General features: G+C 37.1%; 12 protein-coding genes and 1 pseudogene. All 13 read right to left on the reverse strand.

The window, feature by feature from the left end; genetic code table 11:
* Positions 1–12: 12 nt before the first annotated feature.
* Positions 13–882, reverse strand: a pseudogene (locus J6600_RS19870) (IS3 family transposase).
* 314 nt (positions 883–1196) lie between these two features.
* The gene (locus tag J6600_RS15920) at positions 1197–1367 is read right to left on the reverse strand and encodes a glycine zipper domain-containing protein (RefSeq protein WP_155238646.1); all 171 of its coding nucleotides are present in this window, start codon (positions 1365–1367) and stop codon (positions 1197–1199) included.
* A 23-nt stretch (positions 1368–1390) separates the two neighbouring features.
* Complete coding sequence (locus J6600_RS15925; RefSeq protein WP_209387597.1) at positions 1391–3556, reverse strand: peptidase domain-containing ABC transporter; 2166 nt, start codon at positions 3554–3556, stop codon at positions 1391–1393.
* The gene (locus tag J6600_RS15930; RefSeq protein WP_209387598.1) at positions 3553–6480 is read right to left on the reverse strand and encodes a type 2 lanthipeptide synthetase LanM family protein; all 2928 of its coding nucleotides are present in this window, start codon (positions 6478–6480) and stop codon (positions 3553–3555) included. Before J6600_RS15930 ends, J6600_RS15925 begins: the two co-directional genes overlap by 4 nt.
* Before the next feature lie 68 nt (positions 6481–6548).
* Positions 6549–6758, reverse strand: a complete 210-nt coding sequence (locus tag J6600_RS15935; protein ID WP_095270659.1) for a class II lanthipeptide, LchA2/BrtA2 family — start codon at positions 6756–6758, stop codon at positions 6549–6551.
* Between the two features lie 49 nt (positions 6759–6807).
* Complete coding sequence (locus J6600_RS15940; RefSeq protein WP_021495219.1) at positions 6808–9894, reverse strand: type 2 lanthipeptide synthetase LanM family protein; 3087 nt, start codon at positions 9892–9894, stop codon at positions 6808–6810.
* Positions 9895–9966: 72 nt separating this feature from the next.
* The gene (locus J6600_RS15945) at positions 9967–10197 is read right to left on the reverse strand and encodes a plantaricin C family lantibiotic (protein ID WP_021495220.1); all 231 of its coding nucleotides are present in this window, start codon (positions 10195–10197) and stop codon (positions 9967–9969) included.
* Positions 10198–11582: 1385 nt separating this feature from the next.
* On the reverse strand, positions 11583–12875 hold the full coding sequence (gene eno, locus J6600_RS15950) for a phosphopyruvate hydratase (RefSeq protein WP_003151625.1): 1293 nt from the start codon (positions 12873–12875) through the stop codon (positions 11583–11585).
* A 27-nt stretch (positions 12876–12902) separates the two neighbouring features.
* Entirely contained in the window at positions 12903–14438 is a 1536-nt protein-coding gene (gene gpmI / locus J6600_RS15955; RefSeq protein ID WP_003151620.1) for a 2,3-bisphosphoglycerate-independent phosphoglycerate mutase, read from the reverse strand.
* Positions 14431–15192: a triose-phosphate isomerase gene (gene tpiA, locus J6600_RS15960; RefSeq protein WP_003151618.1), complete on the reverse strand. Its 762-nt coding sequence runs from the start codon at positions 15190–15192 to the stop codon at positions 14431–14433. The genes gpmI and tpiA overlap by 8 nt, the downstream gene beginning before the upstream one ends.
* Positions 15193–15217: 25 nt before the next feature.
* Positions 15218–16402: a phosphoglycerate kinase gene (locus tag J6600_RS15965; protein WP_003151616.1), complete on the reverse strand. Its 1185-nt coding sequence runs from the start codon at positions 16400–16402 to the stop codon at positions 15218–15220.
* Positions 16403–16723: 321 nt separating this feature from the next.
* Positions 16724–17731 (reverse strand): type I glyceraldehyde-3-phosphate dehydrogenase, encoded by a 1008-nt coding sequence (gap, locus tag J6600_RS15970; protein ID WP_003151611.1) that lies wholly within the window; start codon positions 17729–17731, stop codon positions 16724–16726.
* Positions 17732–17764: 33 nt separating this feature from the next.
* Positions 17765–18799 carry a gapA transcriptional regulator CggR gene (cggR, locus tag J6600_RS15975; RefSeq protein ID WP_003151607.1) on the reverse strand — a complete coding sequence of 345 codons (1035 nt, stop codon included), beginning with the start codon at positions 18797–18799 and terminating at the stop codon, positions 17765–17767.
* Positions 18800–18961 lie beyond the last annotated feature (162 nt).

The raw sequence follows: 18961 nt of genomic DNA on the forward strand, positions 1-18961 counted from the left end.
ATAAAAACACTTTTAAACAGCCAATTGCCGCTCGTCTATCAATGATTGGCTGTTTAGTTCGTTTGAATACGAATATTGTTATTATAAATGTAATCGTTGACAGTGCATTCTACGATGACGGGCGTGGTTTTGTTTTAACAGCTTTTCTGACACTATGCAACACGCAGCTCTCAGGCAGAATTGGCAACTGATCAAGTGTGTGTCCCCGGATTAAGGATGCAAGAAAAATGAGCATATTTATGCCGTAGCTGATAATATGGAACTTTCAGTCTAATCTCCCTCTTGAAAAAATAGTAACGGACTTCCCGTATTTGCCTTATGGACAGAAAACTGCTACTGATTTTTCTGAATGATACGCTGAAACGTTTTATGGTTAACACGCATTTCCTTTTTTATTAGGGAAGTGATGATCCAATAGCCCTATCGATACCCATGCTTTCGGCATAATGCGCCAATGTGTTTTTCCAAATGCCCTTTGCACTGATTCTTCTTCACATTTTTCTTTCAGAGACAATAAGACGCTCGTGAGATACCTAAAAGATCACAGATATCTGCAAAACCTTCTACAAGTCCGACTGAAGTTTGGCTATTAACTTCCTTTCTAATTCGTTGTACTCTTTTAACACTTCATTCGGCTGTCGCAAATAACGATTCTCTGCTTGCAGTCTCTGGTTCGGAAGTAAACCCCAGACCATTTCCGTAAGTATATTGCTTTTCAACAGGCTGTTCGAATGTATATCCCCAGCTTTATGCTATCTAATCCAAGTCTGCACGTCCGTGTATTCTTAATATTTAATTTCTGCATCATCTCTTTCATCGGCACGCCTGCCAATCTCATGTCTACACCTTCTGTTTGACTTCAACCGGATCACTTACTCTTATTCCATAGAAAAAACACCTCCAAGTCTAATACCGGATAACAGTCATCCGTTTTCAAACTTGAAAGTGTTTTTTTTTGGCTCATCTTATAGGTCAGTCCCTTTGTTTTTTCTAAAGACATAAAGTTGCAATCTTTTGTTGGTAGGAACATCAAGTAATAGATTAAAACTTAATAATCCATAAAACTCTTATGTTCTTTATACCATTCTAATTTTAAATTCATTAAAATAATTTTAAAGTTTAACACAAGTTTCTCAGTTGCTGCCCAAAGGAATAAAATCTCCTCATTGATCTTGATGTTTAAGATATAATTATACTTATTTATTATTATTTTTGTATCTAGCATAAAAATAAAGGTCAATTAACGATCCAATCAATATTCCTATGGAAAGACCATACGGTAAAATATCAAAAACAACTCCTAAAAAAAGACCTAAACAAAAACCTATTACTAGAAATACCGCTCCATCTCCTTTATAGTTTTTCAAATCAAACAACTCCTTAATAGTGATTATGATGAATATGTTTTTTGTTTTTTCGTTTGTGAACGATATAGATTACTATATACCCCTTCTAAAGCAAGCAGTTCTTCATGTTTACCAACCTCCACCACTTCACCTTTATCTAGGACAATTATAAAATCCGAATCCATAATTGTTGACAATCTATGCGCGATAACCACTCTTGTGCATCCCATTTCACTTAAATATTTAGAAATCAATGTTTCATTCACCAAATCTAATGAACTTGTAGCCTCATCTAAAATTAAAATTTTAGGGTCATTTAAAAGTGCTCTGGCTAGTACAATCCTTTGTCGCTGGCCACCTGATAAATTCATACCCATTTCTGAAATAGGTGTATTATATTTCATTGGCATACTTTCAATTTCTTTATCTATTTGTGCTGCTTTCGCTACTTTTCTCACTTTTTCTATACTAATATTTTTATTATTCAATGTGATATTTTTCAATATAGAACTATTAAACAAGGTAATATCCTGGGGTACAATTCCCATTTGTTTGTATAACTGTTTTCTATCTAATTTTTCAAGAGGGATACTATCAAAACAAATTTGTCCTTCAGTCGGATCATAAAGCCCCATTATTAACTTACTAAGTGTACTTTTACCAGAACCAGATGAACCTACTATAGCAATTTTCTGCCCTTCTCTTATTTCCAAAGAAATATTCTTAAGCACCTTTGGAGAATGTTTAGTATAAGAAAAAGAGACGTTTTCAAGCTTTACATTTCCTCTTAATTTAAGGTTTACTGCATTTTCAATATTTTTTTCACATTCAGTCTCTGTAATATCTTTAACTCTTTCTAAGTAAGAAGTAGCTAAGATAAACTGAGTATAAGTACCAAATAAAGCAGTTGTTAATCCAAAAAAAGTAACAGATAAAGAATGATATGCGATAACCTCTCCCATTGTAAATTTATTATCAAAAAATAATAGCAGTTCTAATATTAAAATAACCAAGGGAGCAATTGTTTGAAAAACCTGAGTTACTGTATTAACTACATTTTGTAAAATGGATCTTTTTTTGAATCGCTTTATTACTTCATTAAAACTGTTATTCCAAGTTGAGAAAATTTCATTTTCCATTCCCGAAATTTTAATGGCTGCGATAGAAAAAATAGACTCGATTTGAATGGCTTGAGATTTACTTTGCTCAGCTACTTCATCATCGATGGCCTGCGCGACAGCAGGTCTAGTCAAAAACATGAATATAGTGTTAATTGCAAATATTAATATTGTTATCAAGGTTAATGGTATAGATTTAAAGAACATATACGCTAAAATAAAAACTACCGCTCCTAAATCAATTAGGCCAGAAATTAGTTGAGTTGATAAAAGCTCTCTGAATCCATTCATGCTATTTAACCTAAATAACAAGTCACCAGGTGATCTAAGATCAAAGAATTTAAAAGGAAGTTTTAGAAGATGAGCAAATGTATCAACAACAAGATTTTTACTAAGGAATATATTGAGGCTTATCATTTTGAGCCCTCTAAACAAAACAAACATTCCATACAATATTGATATTAAAAATGTTATCCAAACAATATTACTTATTGAATTTAAATTATTATACTCAATACTTGTATCTATAAGCTTCTGTACCAAAATAGGTACATACAACGTCAATAAATAACTTATTAGAGATAAAAATACTATAATAGAAAATAACAATTTATAGTTTGTAATATTTTTTAATACACCAAACCATACATTCTTATCTTTTCGTTTATTGGGAGTGAAACTTTCTGAAGGAACTGCATATAAAATATAGGACGAGAAACCTTTCTTAAACTCTTCTTCTGTTAATTTTCTTCGTCCATTAGCCGGATCTATAATATAATAATAATTTTCCTTTATTTTTTCAACGACTATAAAATGTTCATTATTCCAATATGCAATAAAAGGAACATTAATTTTTTTTAACCCTAGAATAGTGGATTTATATATATCCGCCTTAAATCCTTTATGAACTAATAAGTTTTTTAACTGCTTAATAGTAAGTCCGTCTCTTCCAGCCTCCAAAAATGACCTTAACTCAAAAAGAGTTTCGTTACTGTTATAAAAACGGATCAACATAGCACAACAGCAAAGTCCACATTCAGTTTGTTGCAATTGTTTTACAATAGGTACTCTCTTTTTTTTCTTCACTATCATTCATTGTAACTCCTTACTTCCATTGCTAACAATGAAGGATTGACAGGATTGTGTAACCTTAATAAGCTGTAGCCTACGCCTCCAAGTCCCAGCATAAATGTATTTAAATCAAAATGATCCTGTAAACCTGGAATAAAACCTTTATTTCTAATATAATTAATTGCATTTTGAGCTTCTTTAAATGCTACTTCCTGAAGATCAATATCATTGAGAAGTTCACTTAATTTCAATAATATATCTATATTACCAAAAATACCATGACATAAGCTATGATCAGTTGTTTTTTTAAATCCATCGGAAAGGAGCTTGCTTATAGCGCAATTTAAATCTTTATCAACTACGTTCTCTTTGTTCTTTAACAGATTTTTTAAAAAAGCTCTTGATAGAGCTATACCTCCCGCACCATGACACCAATATACTGGATCAGAGTTCCCCTCTCCTTCTCTTAAATCCTTCCAATTAGAGGTATTCAAATCAAAAAACTTATTTTCTCTTTTCAATAACTCTTTTCCTAAAGTTGTGTATTTTTCGTCTTTAGTAATGTGACCCAGATAACAAAGAGCCCACGTAAAACCAGAATATCCATGTGAAAGTCCTGTTAGATAATTATATTTACCATTCTTTTCTAAGCATTGATATAAAGTATTACCTAGTTTACAACACACGGAGTTTAAAATATCTAATTTAGTTTCCTTATATAGGTTTAATAAAAAAACAATAAGACTAGATACTCCCCCTACAATATCCAATGGTATATCTCCTGAAATATTCATTTCATTTATTTTATTAATATATTTTTTAAATTTTTCATAGTATTTATAATCATTTGTATAAGTGTATAGGTGGTAATATATATAGGCTAAGGAACCTATCCCTGTAAATAATGATAACCGGCCATCCATCTTATCATCACTCAAAAAAAGTTCTTCAATACCTCTCATTCCTGCAAAGGCTAAATCAAAGTACTCTTTATTACCAGTTTCTTTTCCAAGTAAAGCTAAGAATAATATTACTCCTCCACCTTCATATAAGTCAAAGTTCAATGGACCCAATTTTACTTTATTATTCTCAGATATTATAGGTGTTACCCAAGTACATTTGCTTCTATCATTATTCCATATTGCTGTTTCTAAAAATAAGTCTCCTATTTCTGTTGCACACTCTAAATAATTTTTATTATTATTTCCAAATAATTTAGGACGATATTTCTTATTGTGTTTGTTTGTTCTTTTCCAACTGTCTTTTATAGTTGTAGTAAGTGACATTCGAATATAATATTGCTGTTTTTTTAAACTTGTTTTACTTATACTTTTAATTTTGTTTAATACAACATCAAGTAAACACTCTCTAAAAAAATTTACTATACTTGTACTTTTATTACAAATCAAATCCAAAGAATTATACATTGTTGAAAAATACGGAACATCATTACACATTAAAGATTCCAACTCATTTAAATTCTTCTTGCTAAATTTATCTGTTACTCCTTCCGCAATATTTATTTTTTTAAATAATTCCTTTCTTTCCTCAAAACTAGATAAATAATTTGGATGAGTGGAAGCTTCTAAAAACCTTGCATATATACTGGTAGCTCTTAAAACTTGCCTTACTTCCAGGTTGCTGCTTCCTACTGTTTTTACCAAATCATAAAAACCACTTTTATTTTCTAAAACAAAATTATAACAATCTGTAAAACCTTTTAATATTTCTTCAATATAATCTTTAGGGTCTGCGGCTTTCCCATTATATGCAGCTCTGTTTTGAGTACTGTTCATTATTACTGATTTTTTAGTTAACTGAATTTCATCAGTTCCTTCGAAATCTATAATATACGATTTCCATATTTCTGATGTTTGATTTTCATCATTTGATATTCCGCCAAGGTCAAAATCAAATATAGAAGTTTGTAAATTTAATGGGAGAAGCATAGTGCCAAGAACTGAGTAATTAATATCCTCATGAAAATTATCAATTAAATTATTATTTCTTGGTTTATACATAGAATTATTTTTTATCAGAGTCTCCAAGTCAATAACAACAGGATATTCGCCATGTGCAATTAAGTTTTCATGATGCAAATCATCGCATCCTATAATGTGAAAAATAGATAAACTTACACCTACTCTATAAAAATAGAAGTTCAGTTTTTCGGAAGTCTCACATTCTTTATAATCAATAAACTCTTGATAGCCATAGTCTTTATAATTAAGCGTTCTAATTTTATAAATTTTTTTTAGAATTTTATCTGAATTATTAACATAGTCAACTATACTATTAAATAAGATATCAGGAGATAAACTATGCGGCTTATATACAATTTTCCCTTGGTTTGTTTCAATTATTAAGACATTTTTCCCTCCATTATGAGTGTCTCCGCTGCTAAAATAAATATTGGAGACTTCATCAAATTCAATTTTTAGTTCTCTATAAATGTCTTGACGATTTTTTCTTAAATTCTCTAGAACTTCTTTCAAGTACAAGATTTTATTTGATATTCTACTAGAAATTAAATAGGTTAAAACAGGATACTTATTCAAAATTCCAGCCACATATTCACTCTTAAAAATTAAATTATTATAATTCTTATAGCGTAACCTTGAATCTTTTCCTTCTAATAAACCATTTTCTTTTCTTTCATTAATATCAACGATTAAAGTTCTTATACATAACTGAATTAATTCCTGGCTAAAAGCCTCTAACGCACTACTTATAATTTTATGTTTGTTAAGTTTTAAATTATTTTCCTTACTTGCGTTTTCTAAAGTATTAACTAATTTTTGTTGATAAAAATCTAAAAAGAATGTATAAAAGTTGCCAAAGTAATCTTTGTTTTTTATTCTTAATTTTTCTACTTCGTTTGTCGGCGAACTGAAATTAATTACAGCATCTCTGATGAAATTATTGTTTTCATAGCTAATATCCATTTATAACCTCTCCAAAAGATTTAATAGAGAATTGTTTGTTAAAACAATTCTCTATTAACACATTATGTTTATTTGTTACACTGTTTTGTACACGCTGATGTTGGACATGATGCTGCACTTAAAGTAACTGTAAAAGTCGTTCCAGTGAGTCCAATAGTTGCAGTTAAAACGACTGTTGCTGGAGTAGCTCCTCCAGTAGCATTATCACCATTAGCTAACGATATAAGTTCGTCTTCTTCAATAAAACCTGAAGCCTTTTTGACCATATCTTTCTTCATAATTCTCTCACCTCCTTTCAAGTATGACTTTGAATAAGAGTATTAAAGCTTATTCTAACCATAAAAAATTGGGAACAATTTCCGGAGCATAATTTTTGATCATTGAGTAACCTATTCCTGATAATCCGATCATTAAACTATATGATCTAGTACAGACTAAGTCTCTCTTTCTCCATTTCTTGGTCAAAACATTTTCAAATAGGTCTTGATAAGTTCTTAAACATCTATTCTTCAAATTAATATTGTTAGTTAAATCAGAAGCATAATTCAATATAGAAAGCACACCTAAATCTCCATGACAATATGTAGGGTTATTGCCAATGCCATTACGAATAGAAGAATCTATTGCAGTCGATATTTCTTTTTCAATGTACTCGTCTTCAAAACCATTATCTTTTAAAATCAATTTACTTAAAAGTATACCTGGAGCTCCGTGACACCATCCATTAGCTAACTTATCTTTATTTTCTGTGGTATACCAATTATTGTGGTCTTCAGAGTACAATCTCCTTTCAAATCTTAAGGCCCTTTGAATGACTTCCAATAATTTTTCATCATTTGTTAACTTAAAATATTTATATAAGTATGCGATAAAACCAGAATTACCATGAGAAAACCCTGAATATGCTGCTGAAAATTTCCCTGGCCACGATATTTGCTCCTCAAAATTTTTTGCTACACTTAATATATGTTCACAATGAGTATGTGAAATCTTTAAAATTTCCTTTTTGTTATTCTCTTCAGTAATATCTGGTATTATGGAAAGCATAACTGCTAAACTACCTAAAGACCCTCCTATTAAATCGTATACTTTATCGAATTTACCTAACTTCGATAAAACACCGATGTTTTCAAGCGAGGTCTTCCTTAATTCTGAATCTCCAAATAAATTAGATAACTTATTTAATGTATAAAAATATCCTGATATACCTTGAAATGCACCTATTAAATATGGGTGATCTTCTTTTATTTCAGAGATAAACTTCTGTATTGGTCTCATAGTTTCGATAGCTGCTTGCTTAAAATCCTTTCTGTTGAGGATTTCGCCCAAGTACCCTAAAAATAGAGCAATCCCTGAATTACCATTATATATATCGAATCCCAATACATTTGCATTCCAAATGTCTTCCTCAATACCCTCAAGACTAGGACCTATCCACATTCTATCTTTTTGTTTTTTATTTATACCACATACACTGTTTTCAACTATAAATTCGCCTATCTGGGTTGCTTCATCTATCCAATTTTCTGACTTAATTTTATTTAAGCTTGCAGCTTTAGAGAATTTTATATCAGTAACTTCTTTCAATCTTTTTTCATTACTAATGTAAGACATTTCAATAAAATCAATCTGTCTTTTCAAATCTTCTTTCGAAAGATTGAAAATCTTTTGCTTTACTGTTTTTATTGGAGGTTCTTCCAGAATGCTGTGAATTCTTTTCCCTCTAGAATCTATTAAATGTTCATGTTCAATAGAGGATCTAAAAAATGGAACGTCCCCAGTTAATAAATCTTTATATTCTGAGTTCAATATATCTTTATACTCTTGTATATAATCAATGCCGATTCTATGTAAAATAATCTTACGTCTATAGGTATCTCTCATAAAATCTGGATGACTTGAGATTCTTAAAAGCTGAGTGTATAAGTAAGTGGGTCTGAAGATAAACCTGCTATTTGTTTCTTTAAAAGTTTGAGAAATTTTATCCCAGAATTCATCTTTATTTAACATCACCCAACTATATAAACTTGCAAAACCATCTTTAATTTGTCCCGTATAATTTTCTGAATATAAGTAAGACCCTGTTTTAATGGAAGGGTTGTTTAATTGAGGTTTAATGAAAGTATTTTTTCTTAAAATTTTAATCGTATCTGTTCCTGCATTTTCAATTACTAATGATTTATGAGGAGAGAGTTGTTCCTTATAGGCAGCTAATCCCCCTATATCTAGACTTATGTCTTTGTCTCCTACTCTCTTAGAAATTTTTGTAGGCAATAAACTTATTGACTGTACAGAGTTATCAACTAATTCAGTTGCTTTAACAACAGCTGACTTTTTATCAATTTGGTCAACCTTTAGTCTTGCATGAAATAATGATTCTAAGTCAACTAATACTGGGAAAGAACCATGGGCTATTAAATTTTCATGATGAAAATCTACTGCATTTAGAAGATACAGTAAACAAAGAAGATTACCTGAACGAGTATAGAAATCATTTGCTTCGTTTTTATTAAAACAACTTTTATAATCTATGTGCTCCATCCAACCTGAATCATTTACTGTATGTATTTGAACTCTTTTGAAATTTAAAATTCCCGGTATGTTTTTCTCGCCCAACCAATATAATACTTCCTGGAAACCTTGTTCAAGCGTTAAATCTCTGGGTTTATAAATTATTTTCTTGCCACTTTTAAAATATATTGTTGAAACAGATTTTCCTTTTTGATGAGTATCTCCTAGACCGGTGGTTATATTTGTTATTGCACCTAAATCGTTATCAGAGTTGAATTTAGAGTTTAATGAACTAATTTCTCGTTTTGTGTTTTTTATTATTTCCATTACATATGTGAAATAATCATCAATCGTTACACATAATAAACTTGTTAATACTTCATATTCTTTATAAACACTTTTTAAAAATGATTCATCATTTAAAGATACAACTAAAAAATGATTTAGTCTTTCTTCCGGGGTAGTCCCCTCTAAATTCCCCTCTAATCTTGCAATATTCACTTCCAAAACAAGAACCCTAAAAGCTTTTTCAAACATTAAATCCATTATATGTTTAATTACCTTTTTCACAAATTCATCCTCATTATCTACTGCATCTTCAATTCTTACTTTTACTAAGAATTCTTCAATTTTGCAGTTAAGAAAAGGAGAAAAAAAATGAAAAAATGGATTATGCTCTAAAAATTCTTCAGAATTTCTCACTAAAAAATCACTTTTTTTATGATCTAAGACTCTATCAATATCTATAATACTTTTATTTTGCTCAATATTAGTATCGTCTCTAATTAATGATTGAATCGTCTTACCAGATACATTTAAAAAAATCTTTTGCAATTCATCTTTATTGTTAACCTCAGGAAACATTTTCATCCAGTATTGGAGATTATATTTGTTAGTTTTCAAAGTTAATGATCCTACCTTAATATATTTTTTGCAAAATAGGCAGTTAATTACACTGCCTATTTTATACTTATTTCAGCAAGTACCTTGACATTCTTTAGTACCTGTACAAACTTTGCCTTTATTTCCAAGAACCTCACTTACTAAAATCCCCCCCAGGCTAGTAGTTGTTGTATTCCAGGTATTGAAAGCTCCTGAAACTTCATGTTCTTTAATTTCTTCAAGAACATCTCCACATGGGTCTATCAAATTTAAATCTTTTGTCACTTTCAATTCTGGTGTTTTTAATATCTTTGTCTTCTTCATACTATCTACCTCCTCATTTTTTACTGGATAAAATCTCTATTAACCTGTTCAATAATAATCTACCATATTTTCCTATAGTAAACAATGGGTTTTATGTAATTTTTTTATTTTATGAGATTCTCGGGGGGGTATTTTATACTTTATTTTAACAGGGCAGTTTTTTATACTACCAAAAAGAAGTCCTTTGTTTTTAGGAATGTAATTTTTAAAATGCTTTAGGAAAGAAATAAAACGGTTTTCACATTACTGCATTACAAATTTTAAAATAAAAAATATCGTAATCCTGCCTTTTGCGCAAGTAAAAGAACAACAGTTATGTTACACAGGAACTCTTATTTAAAGGAGAGAATACTTTCTTTTGGAGTTGTCATCAAAATTATTTAGATTAATAAGGAATTAAGTAACTATTATTTTGTTCTGAGAGGGCGTCAACACAATCAGCTACTACCTTAACTTTTATAAGTATTATATGCAGCTAAATTCCGGGCAGCTGTAGACCATTGTTTTTTATCTAGGGCACAGCTAATGACTATCCGTTCTGTATCTGAGATGGCTGAATTAAGGATATAAGTATCTGTGATCACAAGATTGTTTACTTCTCGTTTTAGGAATATTGAAAGGGTCAGACCATGCTTTGTCATTAACTAAATACTAGTTATACTCACAACCTTACATTAATTGAATGTTTTCATTAAATTTGAAGAAGTGTCCGAGTTGGTGAGTTTTATTGAGCGGATACCATGATCCAATGTATACAGTTGTTCAAACATGGTTTATTTTTCAATACTTCTCTCGGGGTCTAAGAGAGTTTTCTCCTGATGCAGTAACCAGATTCCTACTAGATACCGGGAGTTCCATATCATAAAATGCAAATGTTATCATTTCTTGTATGTTTTCTTGATTCCAAGCGTCTGCTATTCGCTAAACCGACAGTTACTCCGTAAAATGTAATAACCATCCTCCTGTAAGCTTTAAAGCTTCACTGTCCTTTTTCAAGATCGGCTAGTGAAATTTTTAGCCTCAGATATTCGATCCGAGTAATATTAGTAGGTCTGTACTCTCGAACATCCATTCATCAAGGGAGATATCTGGTTTTATGCGCTAAGCTCGAGCGTAGTTATCATTTCTTTATTCACCCTATTGTCATGACTTTTAAAAGTGCGGCATCTTATTTGAAACTTTGCAAGTTCAGTTTGGTCTTAATTATCCATATTCCCAACCTAACATTGTAGGAAATGCGTAAAGATAAACTGATTTTGATCATTCAAACACTCCAACTCAAAAAAACCCTGACTGCTTTTGTCAGGGTAATAGAAATTCTAGAAATTCAGCTCTCCCACACTTAAAAGAGCTTGGCTGCAGATGCAGCCAAGCCCTTTTTATGCTTACTTATTCAAGTTATAGAAAGAGTTGATACCGTGGTATTGAGCAGTTTCAGCCAACTGATCTTCGATGCGAAGAAGCTGGTTGTATTTCGCAACACGGTCCGTACGGGACGGAGCACCTGTTTTGATTTGTCCTGCATTAGTTGCCACAGCGATGTCAGCGATTGTGCTGTCTTCAGTTTCACCTGAACGGTGAGAGATAACGGCAGTGTAGCCCGCGCGTTTCGCCATTTCGATCGCATCGAATGTTTCAGTCAATGTACCGATTTGGTTTACTTTGATCAGGATAGAGTTGCCTACGCCGTTTTTGATACCTTCAGCAAGCTTTTTCGTGTTTGTAACGAAAAGGTCGTCACCGACAAGCTGAACTTTTTTGCCAAGACGCTCTGTAAGAAGTTTGTGGCCTTCCCAGTCGTTCTCGTCAAGTCCGTCTTCGATAGAGATGATTGGGTATTTAGAAACCATTTCTTCGTACCAGTCAACCATTTCAGCAGATGTTTTCACAACGCCTTCGCCAGACAGATGGTATTTGCCGTCTTCTTTGTTGTAGAACTCAGAAGATGCAGCATCCATAGCAAGTTTCACTTCTTCGCCAGGTTTGAAGCCGGCTTTTTCGATTGCTTCAACGATTGTTTGAAGCGCTTCTTCGTTAGAACCAAGGTTCGGAGCGAATCCGCCTTCGTCACCGACAGCTGTGTTCATTCCTTTAGCAGAAAGAACGGATTTCAGGCTGTGGAAGATTTGAGCGCCCATGCGAAGCGCTTCACGGAAGTTAGGCGCGCCTACAGGCATAATCATGAATTCTTGAATGTCTACGTTGTTGTCAGCATGCTCTCCGCCGTTTACGATGTTCATCATCGGTACAGGAAGCGTTTTTGAGTTGAATCCTCCAAGGTATTGGTAAAGAGGAATCTGTAAGAAATCAGCAGCAGCACGCGCACAAGCCATAGATACGCCAAGGATTGCGTTCGCACCGAGTTTGCCTTTGTTTTCAGTACCGTCAAGCTCGATTAAAAGCTGGTCGATTGCGTTTTGTTCAGTTACATCAAAGCCAAGAAGCTCTGGAGCAATGATTTCGTTTACGTTGTTAACAGCTGTTAACACGCCTTTTCCAAGGTAACGGTCTTTGTCGCCGTCACGAAGCTCAACCGCTTCGTATTCACCTGTAGAAGCTCCGCTTGGCACTAATGCGCGGCCGAAAGCTCCTGTTTCTGTATATACTTCAACTTCAACTGTTGGGTTGCCGCGGGAGTCGAGGACTTCGCGTGCATAAACATCAACAATGTATGGCATGAGTTTGTCTCTCCTTTTGATTTACGCTTATTTTTGAATTAAAGATGTTCCTGTCATTTCTTTCGGTTTTTCAACACCGAGAAGGTCTAATAACGTTGGTGCGAGGTCGCCTAGGATTCCGCCTTCGCGCAGCGTCACGCCTTCTTTCGTCACAATGACAGGGACTGGGTTTGTCGTATGGGCAGTGTGCGGTTCGCCTGTTTCTGTAATCAGAATGTCCGCATTACCGTGATCAGCGGTAATGATGGCATGTCCGCCTTTAGCGATGATGGCGTCAACCACTTCGCCTAAGCATTCGTCCACTGCTTCAATTGCTTTAATCGTCGGTTCGACCATTCCGGAGTGGCCGACCATGTCAGGGTTTGCAAAGTTCAGGATGATCGCGTCGTGCTTGTCAGCCGCGATTTCTTTTACAAGAGCATCCTTCACTTCATACGCGCTCATTTCAGGCTTCAGGTCATATGTCGCGACCTTCGGCGAGTTAATGAGGATGCGCTCTTCGCCCGGGAATTCTTCTTCGCGGCCGCCGCTCATAAAGAACGTAACGTGCGGATACTTTTCAGTTTCTGCAATGCGAAGCTGTTTTAACCCGTGCTGTGCTAATACTTCACCCACCGTATTGTCAAGGTTTACCGGTTTAAAAGCCACATATCCGTCAACAGATTCACTGAAGTGAGTCAGGCAGACGAAATACAGGTTTTTCGGATGATTTTCACCGCGGTCGAAATCGCGGAAATCTTTGTTGGTAAACGTGTTTGAAATCTGGATAGCGCGGTCCGGTCTGAAATTATAGAAAATCACAGAATCGCCGTCATGAATTTTCGCAACGGGTTCACCGTTTTCTTTTGTGATAACGGACGGAATGACGAATTCATCATGTATGCCGTTCGCATAAGAATCATCGACTACATCCATCGCGCTGCGGTAAGACGGGCCTTCGCCGTAAGCCATTGCGCGGTACGCTTTTTCCACACGGTCCCAGCGTTTGTCACGGTCCATGGAGTAGTAGCGTCCGGAAATGCTGGCGATTTCGCCGACACCGATTTCTTCGATCTGCTCATTCAGCTGCTGAATGTAAGTTTTCGCTGTTTGCGGACCTACATCGCGGCCGTCGAGGAAACCGTGAATATACACCTTCGTCAGTCCTTCACTTTTCGCAAGCTTCAGCAGCGCGAATAAATGATTGATATGACTGTGTACGCCTCCGTCAGAAAGAAGGCCGAACAGGTGCAGCGCTTTGTCGTTGTCTTTCGCGTTTTTGATGGCGTCAAGGAACGTTTGATTGCGTTCGAATTCGCCTTCGCGGATGGCAACGTTCACGCGTGTTAAGCTTTGGTACACAATACGTCCTGCGCCGATATTCAAATGACCGACTTCAGAGTTCCCCATCTGTCCTTCAGGCAGTCCGACTGCTTCGCCTGATGCCGTCAGCGTCTGATGAGGGTATTGGTTCCAATAACGGTCGAAATTCGGTTTTTTCGCTTGTGCGACTGCGTTTCCGACTGTTTCATTGCGTAATCCGAACCCATCAAGAATGATGAGTGCAGCTGGTTTTTTACTCATATTGACCTTCCTCCAATAATTGAACGAATGACTGCGGTTCAAGGCTTGCGCCGCCGACCAAAGCACCGTCAATATCGGACTCTGCCATATATTCTTTAATATTTGCAGGTTTTACGCTGCCGCCGTATTGAATGCGGAGCTTGTCAGCAGTTTCCTGGCTGAAGCTTTCAGCAACGACTTTACGGATATGCGCGCAGACGTCGTTAGCATCTTTCGCTGTAGAAGATTTGCCTGTTCCGATTGCCCAGATTGGCTCGTACGCAATAACGGAAGCGGCAACTTGCTCTTCAGAAAGACCCGCAAGACCTTTTTTCACTTGATCGGCAACAAGATCATTTGTTTTTCCGGCTTCGCGCTCTTCAAGCGTTTCACCTACGCAAATGATCGGCACAATGCCGTGTTTGAAAGCGGCATGCGCTTTTTTGTTAACTGTTTCATCAGTTTCAGCGAACATTTCACGGCGCTCAGAGTGGCCGATGACGCAGTAATCCACGCCAAGGTCTTTCAGAGCGACCGGGCTGATTTCACCTGTGAACGCACCGTTTTCTTCAAAATGCATGTTTTGGGCGCCGACTTTCAGGTCAGTTCCTTTAACAGCAGAAGTCAGCTTTTCTAAGAAAAGAGCTGGTGCGCAAACAACGGCTTCCGCTTTGTCTGCTGCTGGAATGGAAGATTTCACTTCTTCAACGAAGCTGACAGCCTCGCCGAGTGTTTTGTTCATTTTCCAGTTACCGGCTATAATTGGTTTTCTCATCTGTTCCACTTCCTTATAGCAGTTTTTATTTATCGTTCAGCGCAGCTACACCCGGAAGCTCTTTGCCTTCCATGAATTCAAGGGATGCGCCGCCGCCTGTTGAGATATGGCTCATTTTGTCAGCAAGGCCGAATTTTTCAACGGCTGCCGCAGAGTCTCCTCCGCCGATGACAGAGTATGTATCGTTTGCCTCTGCCAATGCTTCAGCCACTGCTTTTGTGCCTTGAGCGAACAAGTCGATTTCGAATACGCCCATCGGTCCGTTCCATACGACCAGTTTGCTGTTTTTGATAACTTCAGCGTACGTTTCGCGGGTTTTCGTTCCGATGTCGATCGCTTCTAAATCACTTGGAATCTCAGAGATCGGCACGATTTGAACGTTTGCATCGTTAGAGAAATCATCAGCAACGAGAACGTCTTCCGGCATATAGAATTTAACGCCTTTTTCTTTCGCGCGGTCCATGAATGATTTTGCAAGTTCGATTTTATCTTCTTCAAGAAGAGATTTACCGACTTCATAGCCAAGCGCTTTTACGAATGTGTAAGCAAGACCTCCGCCGATGATCAGGTTGTCCACTTTATCAAGCAGACTTTCGATTACGCCGATTTTGTCTTTTACTTTCGCGCCGCCGATGATTGCCGTAAACGGGCGCTCAGGATTTGTCACGGCTTTGCCGAGAACGTCAAGCTCTTTTTCCATCAGGAATCCTGCAACCGCCGGCAGATGCTCGGCAATTCCGGCTGTAGATGCGTGAGCACGGTGGGCAGCACCGAATGCGTCATTGACATATACATCCGCAAGCTCAGCAAATGCTTTAGCAAGCTCAGGATCGTTTTTCTCTTCACCAGGGTAGAAACGTACGTTTTCCAATACAAGAACGTCTCCGTCCTTCATATCAGAAATTTGTGCTTTTACAGCATCGCCGTAAGCTTCATCCGCTTTTTTCACTTCTTTGCCGAGCAGTTCGCCTAAGCGTGCAGCGACAGGAGTTAAACGAAGCTCCTCAACCACTTCGCCTTTTGGGCGGCCTAAGTGGCTCGCAAGAAGGACTTTCGCGCCTTGGTCTGCAAGGTGTTTGATTGTTGGAAGCGCAGCGCGGATACGAGTATCGTCTGTTACTTCCCCGTCTTTCATTGGAACGTTAAAGTCAACGCGGCAGAATACGACTTTGCCTTTTACGTCGATGTCTTTTACTGTTTTTTTATTCATGCCTTAGGAGATCCTCCTTCAAAATGGTTTGCATAGCACGAAAAACGTGAAACGTGAAACCGCCTCATGATGCTTCCGCCGCGGGGCAGATTGCAGCTTCCGGGCACGGGGCAGATCGTCTTCTGAGCCAGGGCAGGCGGCTCAGAAAACGAAAGTGCCGCGGAAACTTCAAAACGCGGACGTTCTGCAGCAATCCGGCGCTTTCTGAAAGCCGGTTCTCATGGAAAAAGGGAAAGGGAGTCCGTCCCCTTCCCTTGTCCGCTTTCATTATAGCGTTTCTGTCCGAAAGAACCAAGTCCGGCCCTTTCCGGGAGCTATGAATTAAAGACCTTGTTTTGCGATGTAAGCTGCAAGGTCAACAACGCGGTTAGAGTAGCCGCTTTCGTTATCGTACCAAGAGATTACTTTTACCATGCTGCCTTCCATAACCATTGTAGAAAGAGCATCGATTGTAGAAGAGTTAGCATTGCCGTTGTAGTCTCCGGATACTAATGGCTCTTCGCTGTAGCCAAGGATTCCTTTAAGATCGCCTTCAGCCGCTTCTTTAAGAGCTGCGTTTACGTCTTCAGCCGTTACGTCTTTGTTAAGTTCAGCAACTAGGTCAACAAGAGAAACGTTTGGAGTCGGCACACGCATAGCTCCGCCGTTCAGTTTGCCTTTCAGTTCAGGAAGAACAAGGGAAACTGCTTTAGCAGCACCAGTTGATGTAGGAATGATGTTTTCAGCTGCTGCACGCGCACGACGGTAGTCTTTGTGCGGAAGATCAAGAATTTGCTGATCGTTTGTGTAAGAGTGAACAGTTGTCATCATACCGCGTTTGATGCCGAATTTGTCGTTAAGTACTTTTGCAAACGGCGCAAGGCAGTTTGTTGTGCAAGATGCGTTAGAGATAACATGGTGGTTAGCCGCATCGTATTTGTCTTCGTTAACACCCATAACGATTGTGATATCTTCTTCGTTAGCAGGTGCAGAGATGATAACTTTTTTCGCGCCTGCTTCTAAGTGTTTCGCAGCGTCTGCGCGTTTTGTGAAGAAACCAGTAGATTCAACTACGATTTCAACGCCTTGTTTGCCCCAGCTGAGTTTCGCAGGATCGCGCTCAGCAGAAACTTCGATTGTTTTGCCGTTAACAACAAGGTTGCTGCCGTCAACTTTAACTTCTGCATCTAATTTTCCGTGTACGGAATCATATTGTAAAAGATGAGCAAGCATGTTAGCGTCTGTTAAATCGTTAACCGCTACTACCTCAACTTCAGGATTGTTTAATGCTGCGCGGAATACGTTACGTCCAATACGACCAAAACCGTTAATACCGACTTTTACTGCCATGATTATTTCCTCCTTTAAATAAGTGAGAGATATTTATATTGAGGGACTGTTATCCCTTAATAACTTCTTTGCGGCTCCTTCGTCCGTGACGAGAACCGTGTTTCGCTGCTTTTTAAAATAAGCTTCGATTGCTTCTGCTTTTGATGATCCGCCCGCTACCGCGATAATGTCGGGAATGGCATCGAGGTCATCGAGCTGCATTCCGACTGAATGCACCTTGTGAACGACTTCTCCGTCCGCATTAAAGTAGTAGCCGAATGCCTCTGTCACCGCATGATTGTCATCTATTTTCTTCAAATCTTCCAAAGGCGTGTTTCTTCGCTCCGCCATTGTTCTAGCTTCGCCGATTCCGTGAACGAGCATACTCGCTGATTTAATCGTGTGAAGCACCTCTTTTACGGAAGGCTCTTCAATAATAGATGAGTAGGCGCCTTGTGACAGCTGCCCGGGAACGAACAAAAGCCGGTAAGTGCCTGAAGCCTTTTCCGCCATATGCGCGCATATGGTGTTCGCCTGGTTTTTCACATCTTCGCCTAAACCGCCTCTTGCGGGCACAAACAGGAGCTCGCGGTTTTTTGAATCCGGCGTCATCATATCGGCGACGGCTTCAATTGTCGTACCGCCGGTTACAGCGACGATATTTTTGCCTGAAAATCTCTTTTTCATACATGCAACGGCCGCTCTCCCTAATTCTTTTTTGACCCAAGGAGATTGGTCGCTGTCTCCGGAAACGATAATGGCGTCTTTCAGATTGAGCCGCTCTTTTAATGTCTTTTCCAAAAGCGTCAATCCTAAAACATCCTTCATCGTATCTTCCAGAATCGAAAGCAGTGAATAGCCCTCTTCCGTCATTGTCATGCCGTTTGTTTTAATATCGATGAGATTCTGTTCTTTCAAAAACTGAACCTCGCTTCTGAGAACGCGCTCGGTCAATCCGAGACTGGCTGCAAGACTTCTGCGGCCGATCGGTTCGGTAAGCCTGATATACTGCAAGATTTCAAATCTTTTCTGCATCACAAGCAAAAGATCAGGCAATAATTTTTTTTGAGCTTGTATTAACTGGTTCATGACTCAAACGTTCCTTCCTATTCATACTGGACAGAAAATGTCCCGCTATGACAAAAAACGTCCCATCATAGCCAAAAAAAATTATGTCTGCTTTCTTTAATTATTTTAACAGGATGACATTGTTAATTCAACTGTTAAAGGTCAATTCGTCGACATTCTTCG

It is taken from the genome of Bacillus sp. LJBV19 (assembly GCF_017797845.1).
GTDB classification, from domain to species: Bacteria; Bacillota; Bacilli; order Bacillales; family Bacillaceae; genus Bacillus; species Bacillus velezensis.

What these genes read in the sequence shown, in the direction of transcription:
- J6600_RS15925 (WP_209387597.1), bottom strand. Translation starts at nt 3,556, where the DNA reads ATGATAGTGAAGAAAAAAAAGAGAGTACCTATTGTAAAACAATTGCAA.
- J6600_RS15930 (WP_209387598.1), bottom strand. Translation starts at nt 6,480, where the DNA reads ATGGATATTAGCTATGAAAACAATAATTTCATCAGAGATGCTGTAATT.
- J6600_RS15935 (WP_095270659.1), bottom strand. Translation starts at nt 6,758, where the DNA reads ATGAAGAAAGATATGGTCAAAAAGGCTTCAGGTTTTATTGAAGAAGAC.
- J6600_RS15945 (WP_021495220.1), bottom strand. Translation starts at nt 10,197, where the DNA reads ATGAAGAAGACAAAGATATTAAAAACACCAGAATTGAAAGTGACAAAA.
- eno (WP_003151625.1), bottom strand. Translation starts at nt 12,875, where the DNA reads ATGCCATACATTGTTGATGTTTATGCACGCGAAGTCCTCGACTCCCGC.
- gpmI (WP_003151620.1), bottom strand. Translation starts at nt 14,438, where the DNA reads ATGAGTAAAAAACCAGCTGCACTCATCATTCTTGATGGGTTCGGATTA.
- tpiA (WP_003151618.1), bottom strand. Translation starts at nt 15,192, where the DNA reads ATGAGAAAACCAATTATAGCCGGTAACTGGAAAATGAACAAAACACTC.
- J6600_RS15965 (WP_003151616.1), bottom strand. Translation starts at nt 16,402, where the DNA reads ATGAATAAAAAAACAGTAAAAGACATCGACGTAAAAGGCAAAGTCGTA.
- gap (WP_003151611.1), bottom strand. Translation starts at nt 17,731, where the DNA reads ATGGCAGTAAAAGTCGGTATTAACGGTTTTGGTCGTATTGGACGTAAC.
- cggR (WP_003151607.1), bottom strand. Translation starts at nt 18,799, where the DNA reads ATGAACCAGTTAATACAAGCTCAAAAAAAATTATTGCCTGATCTTTTG.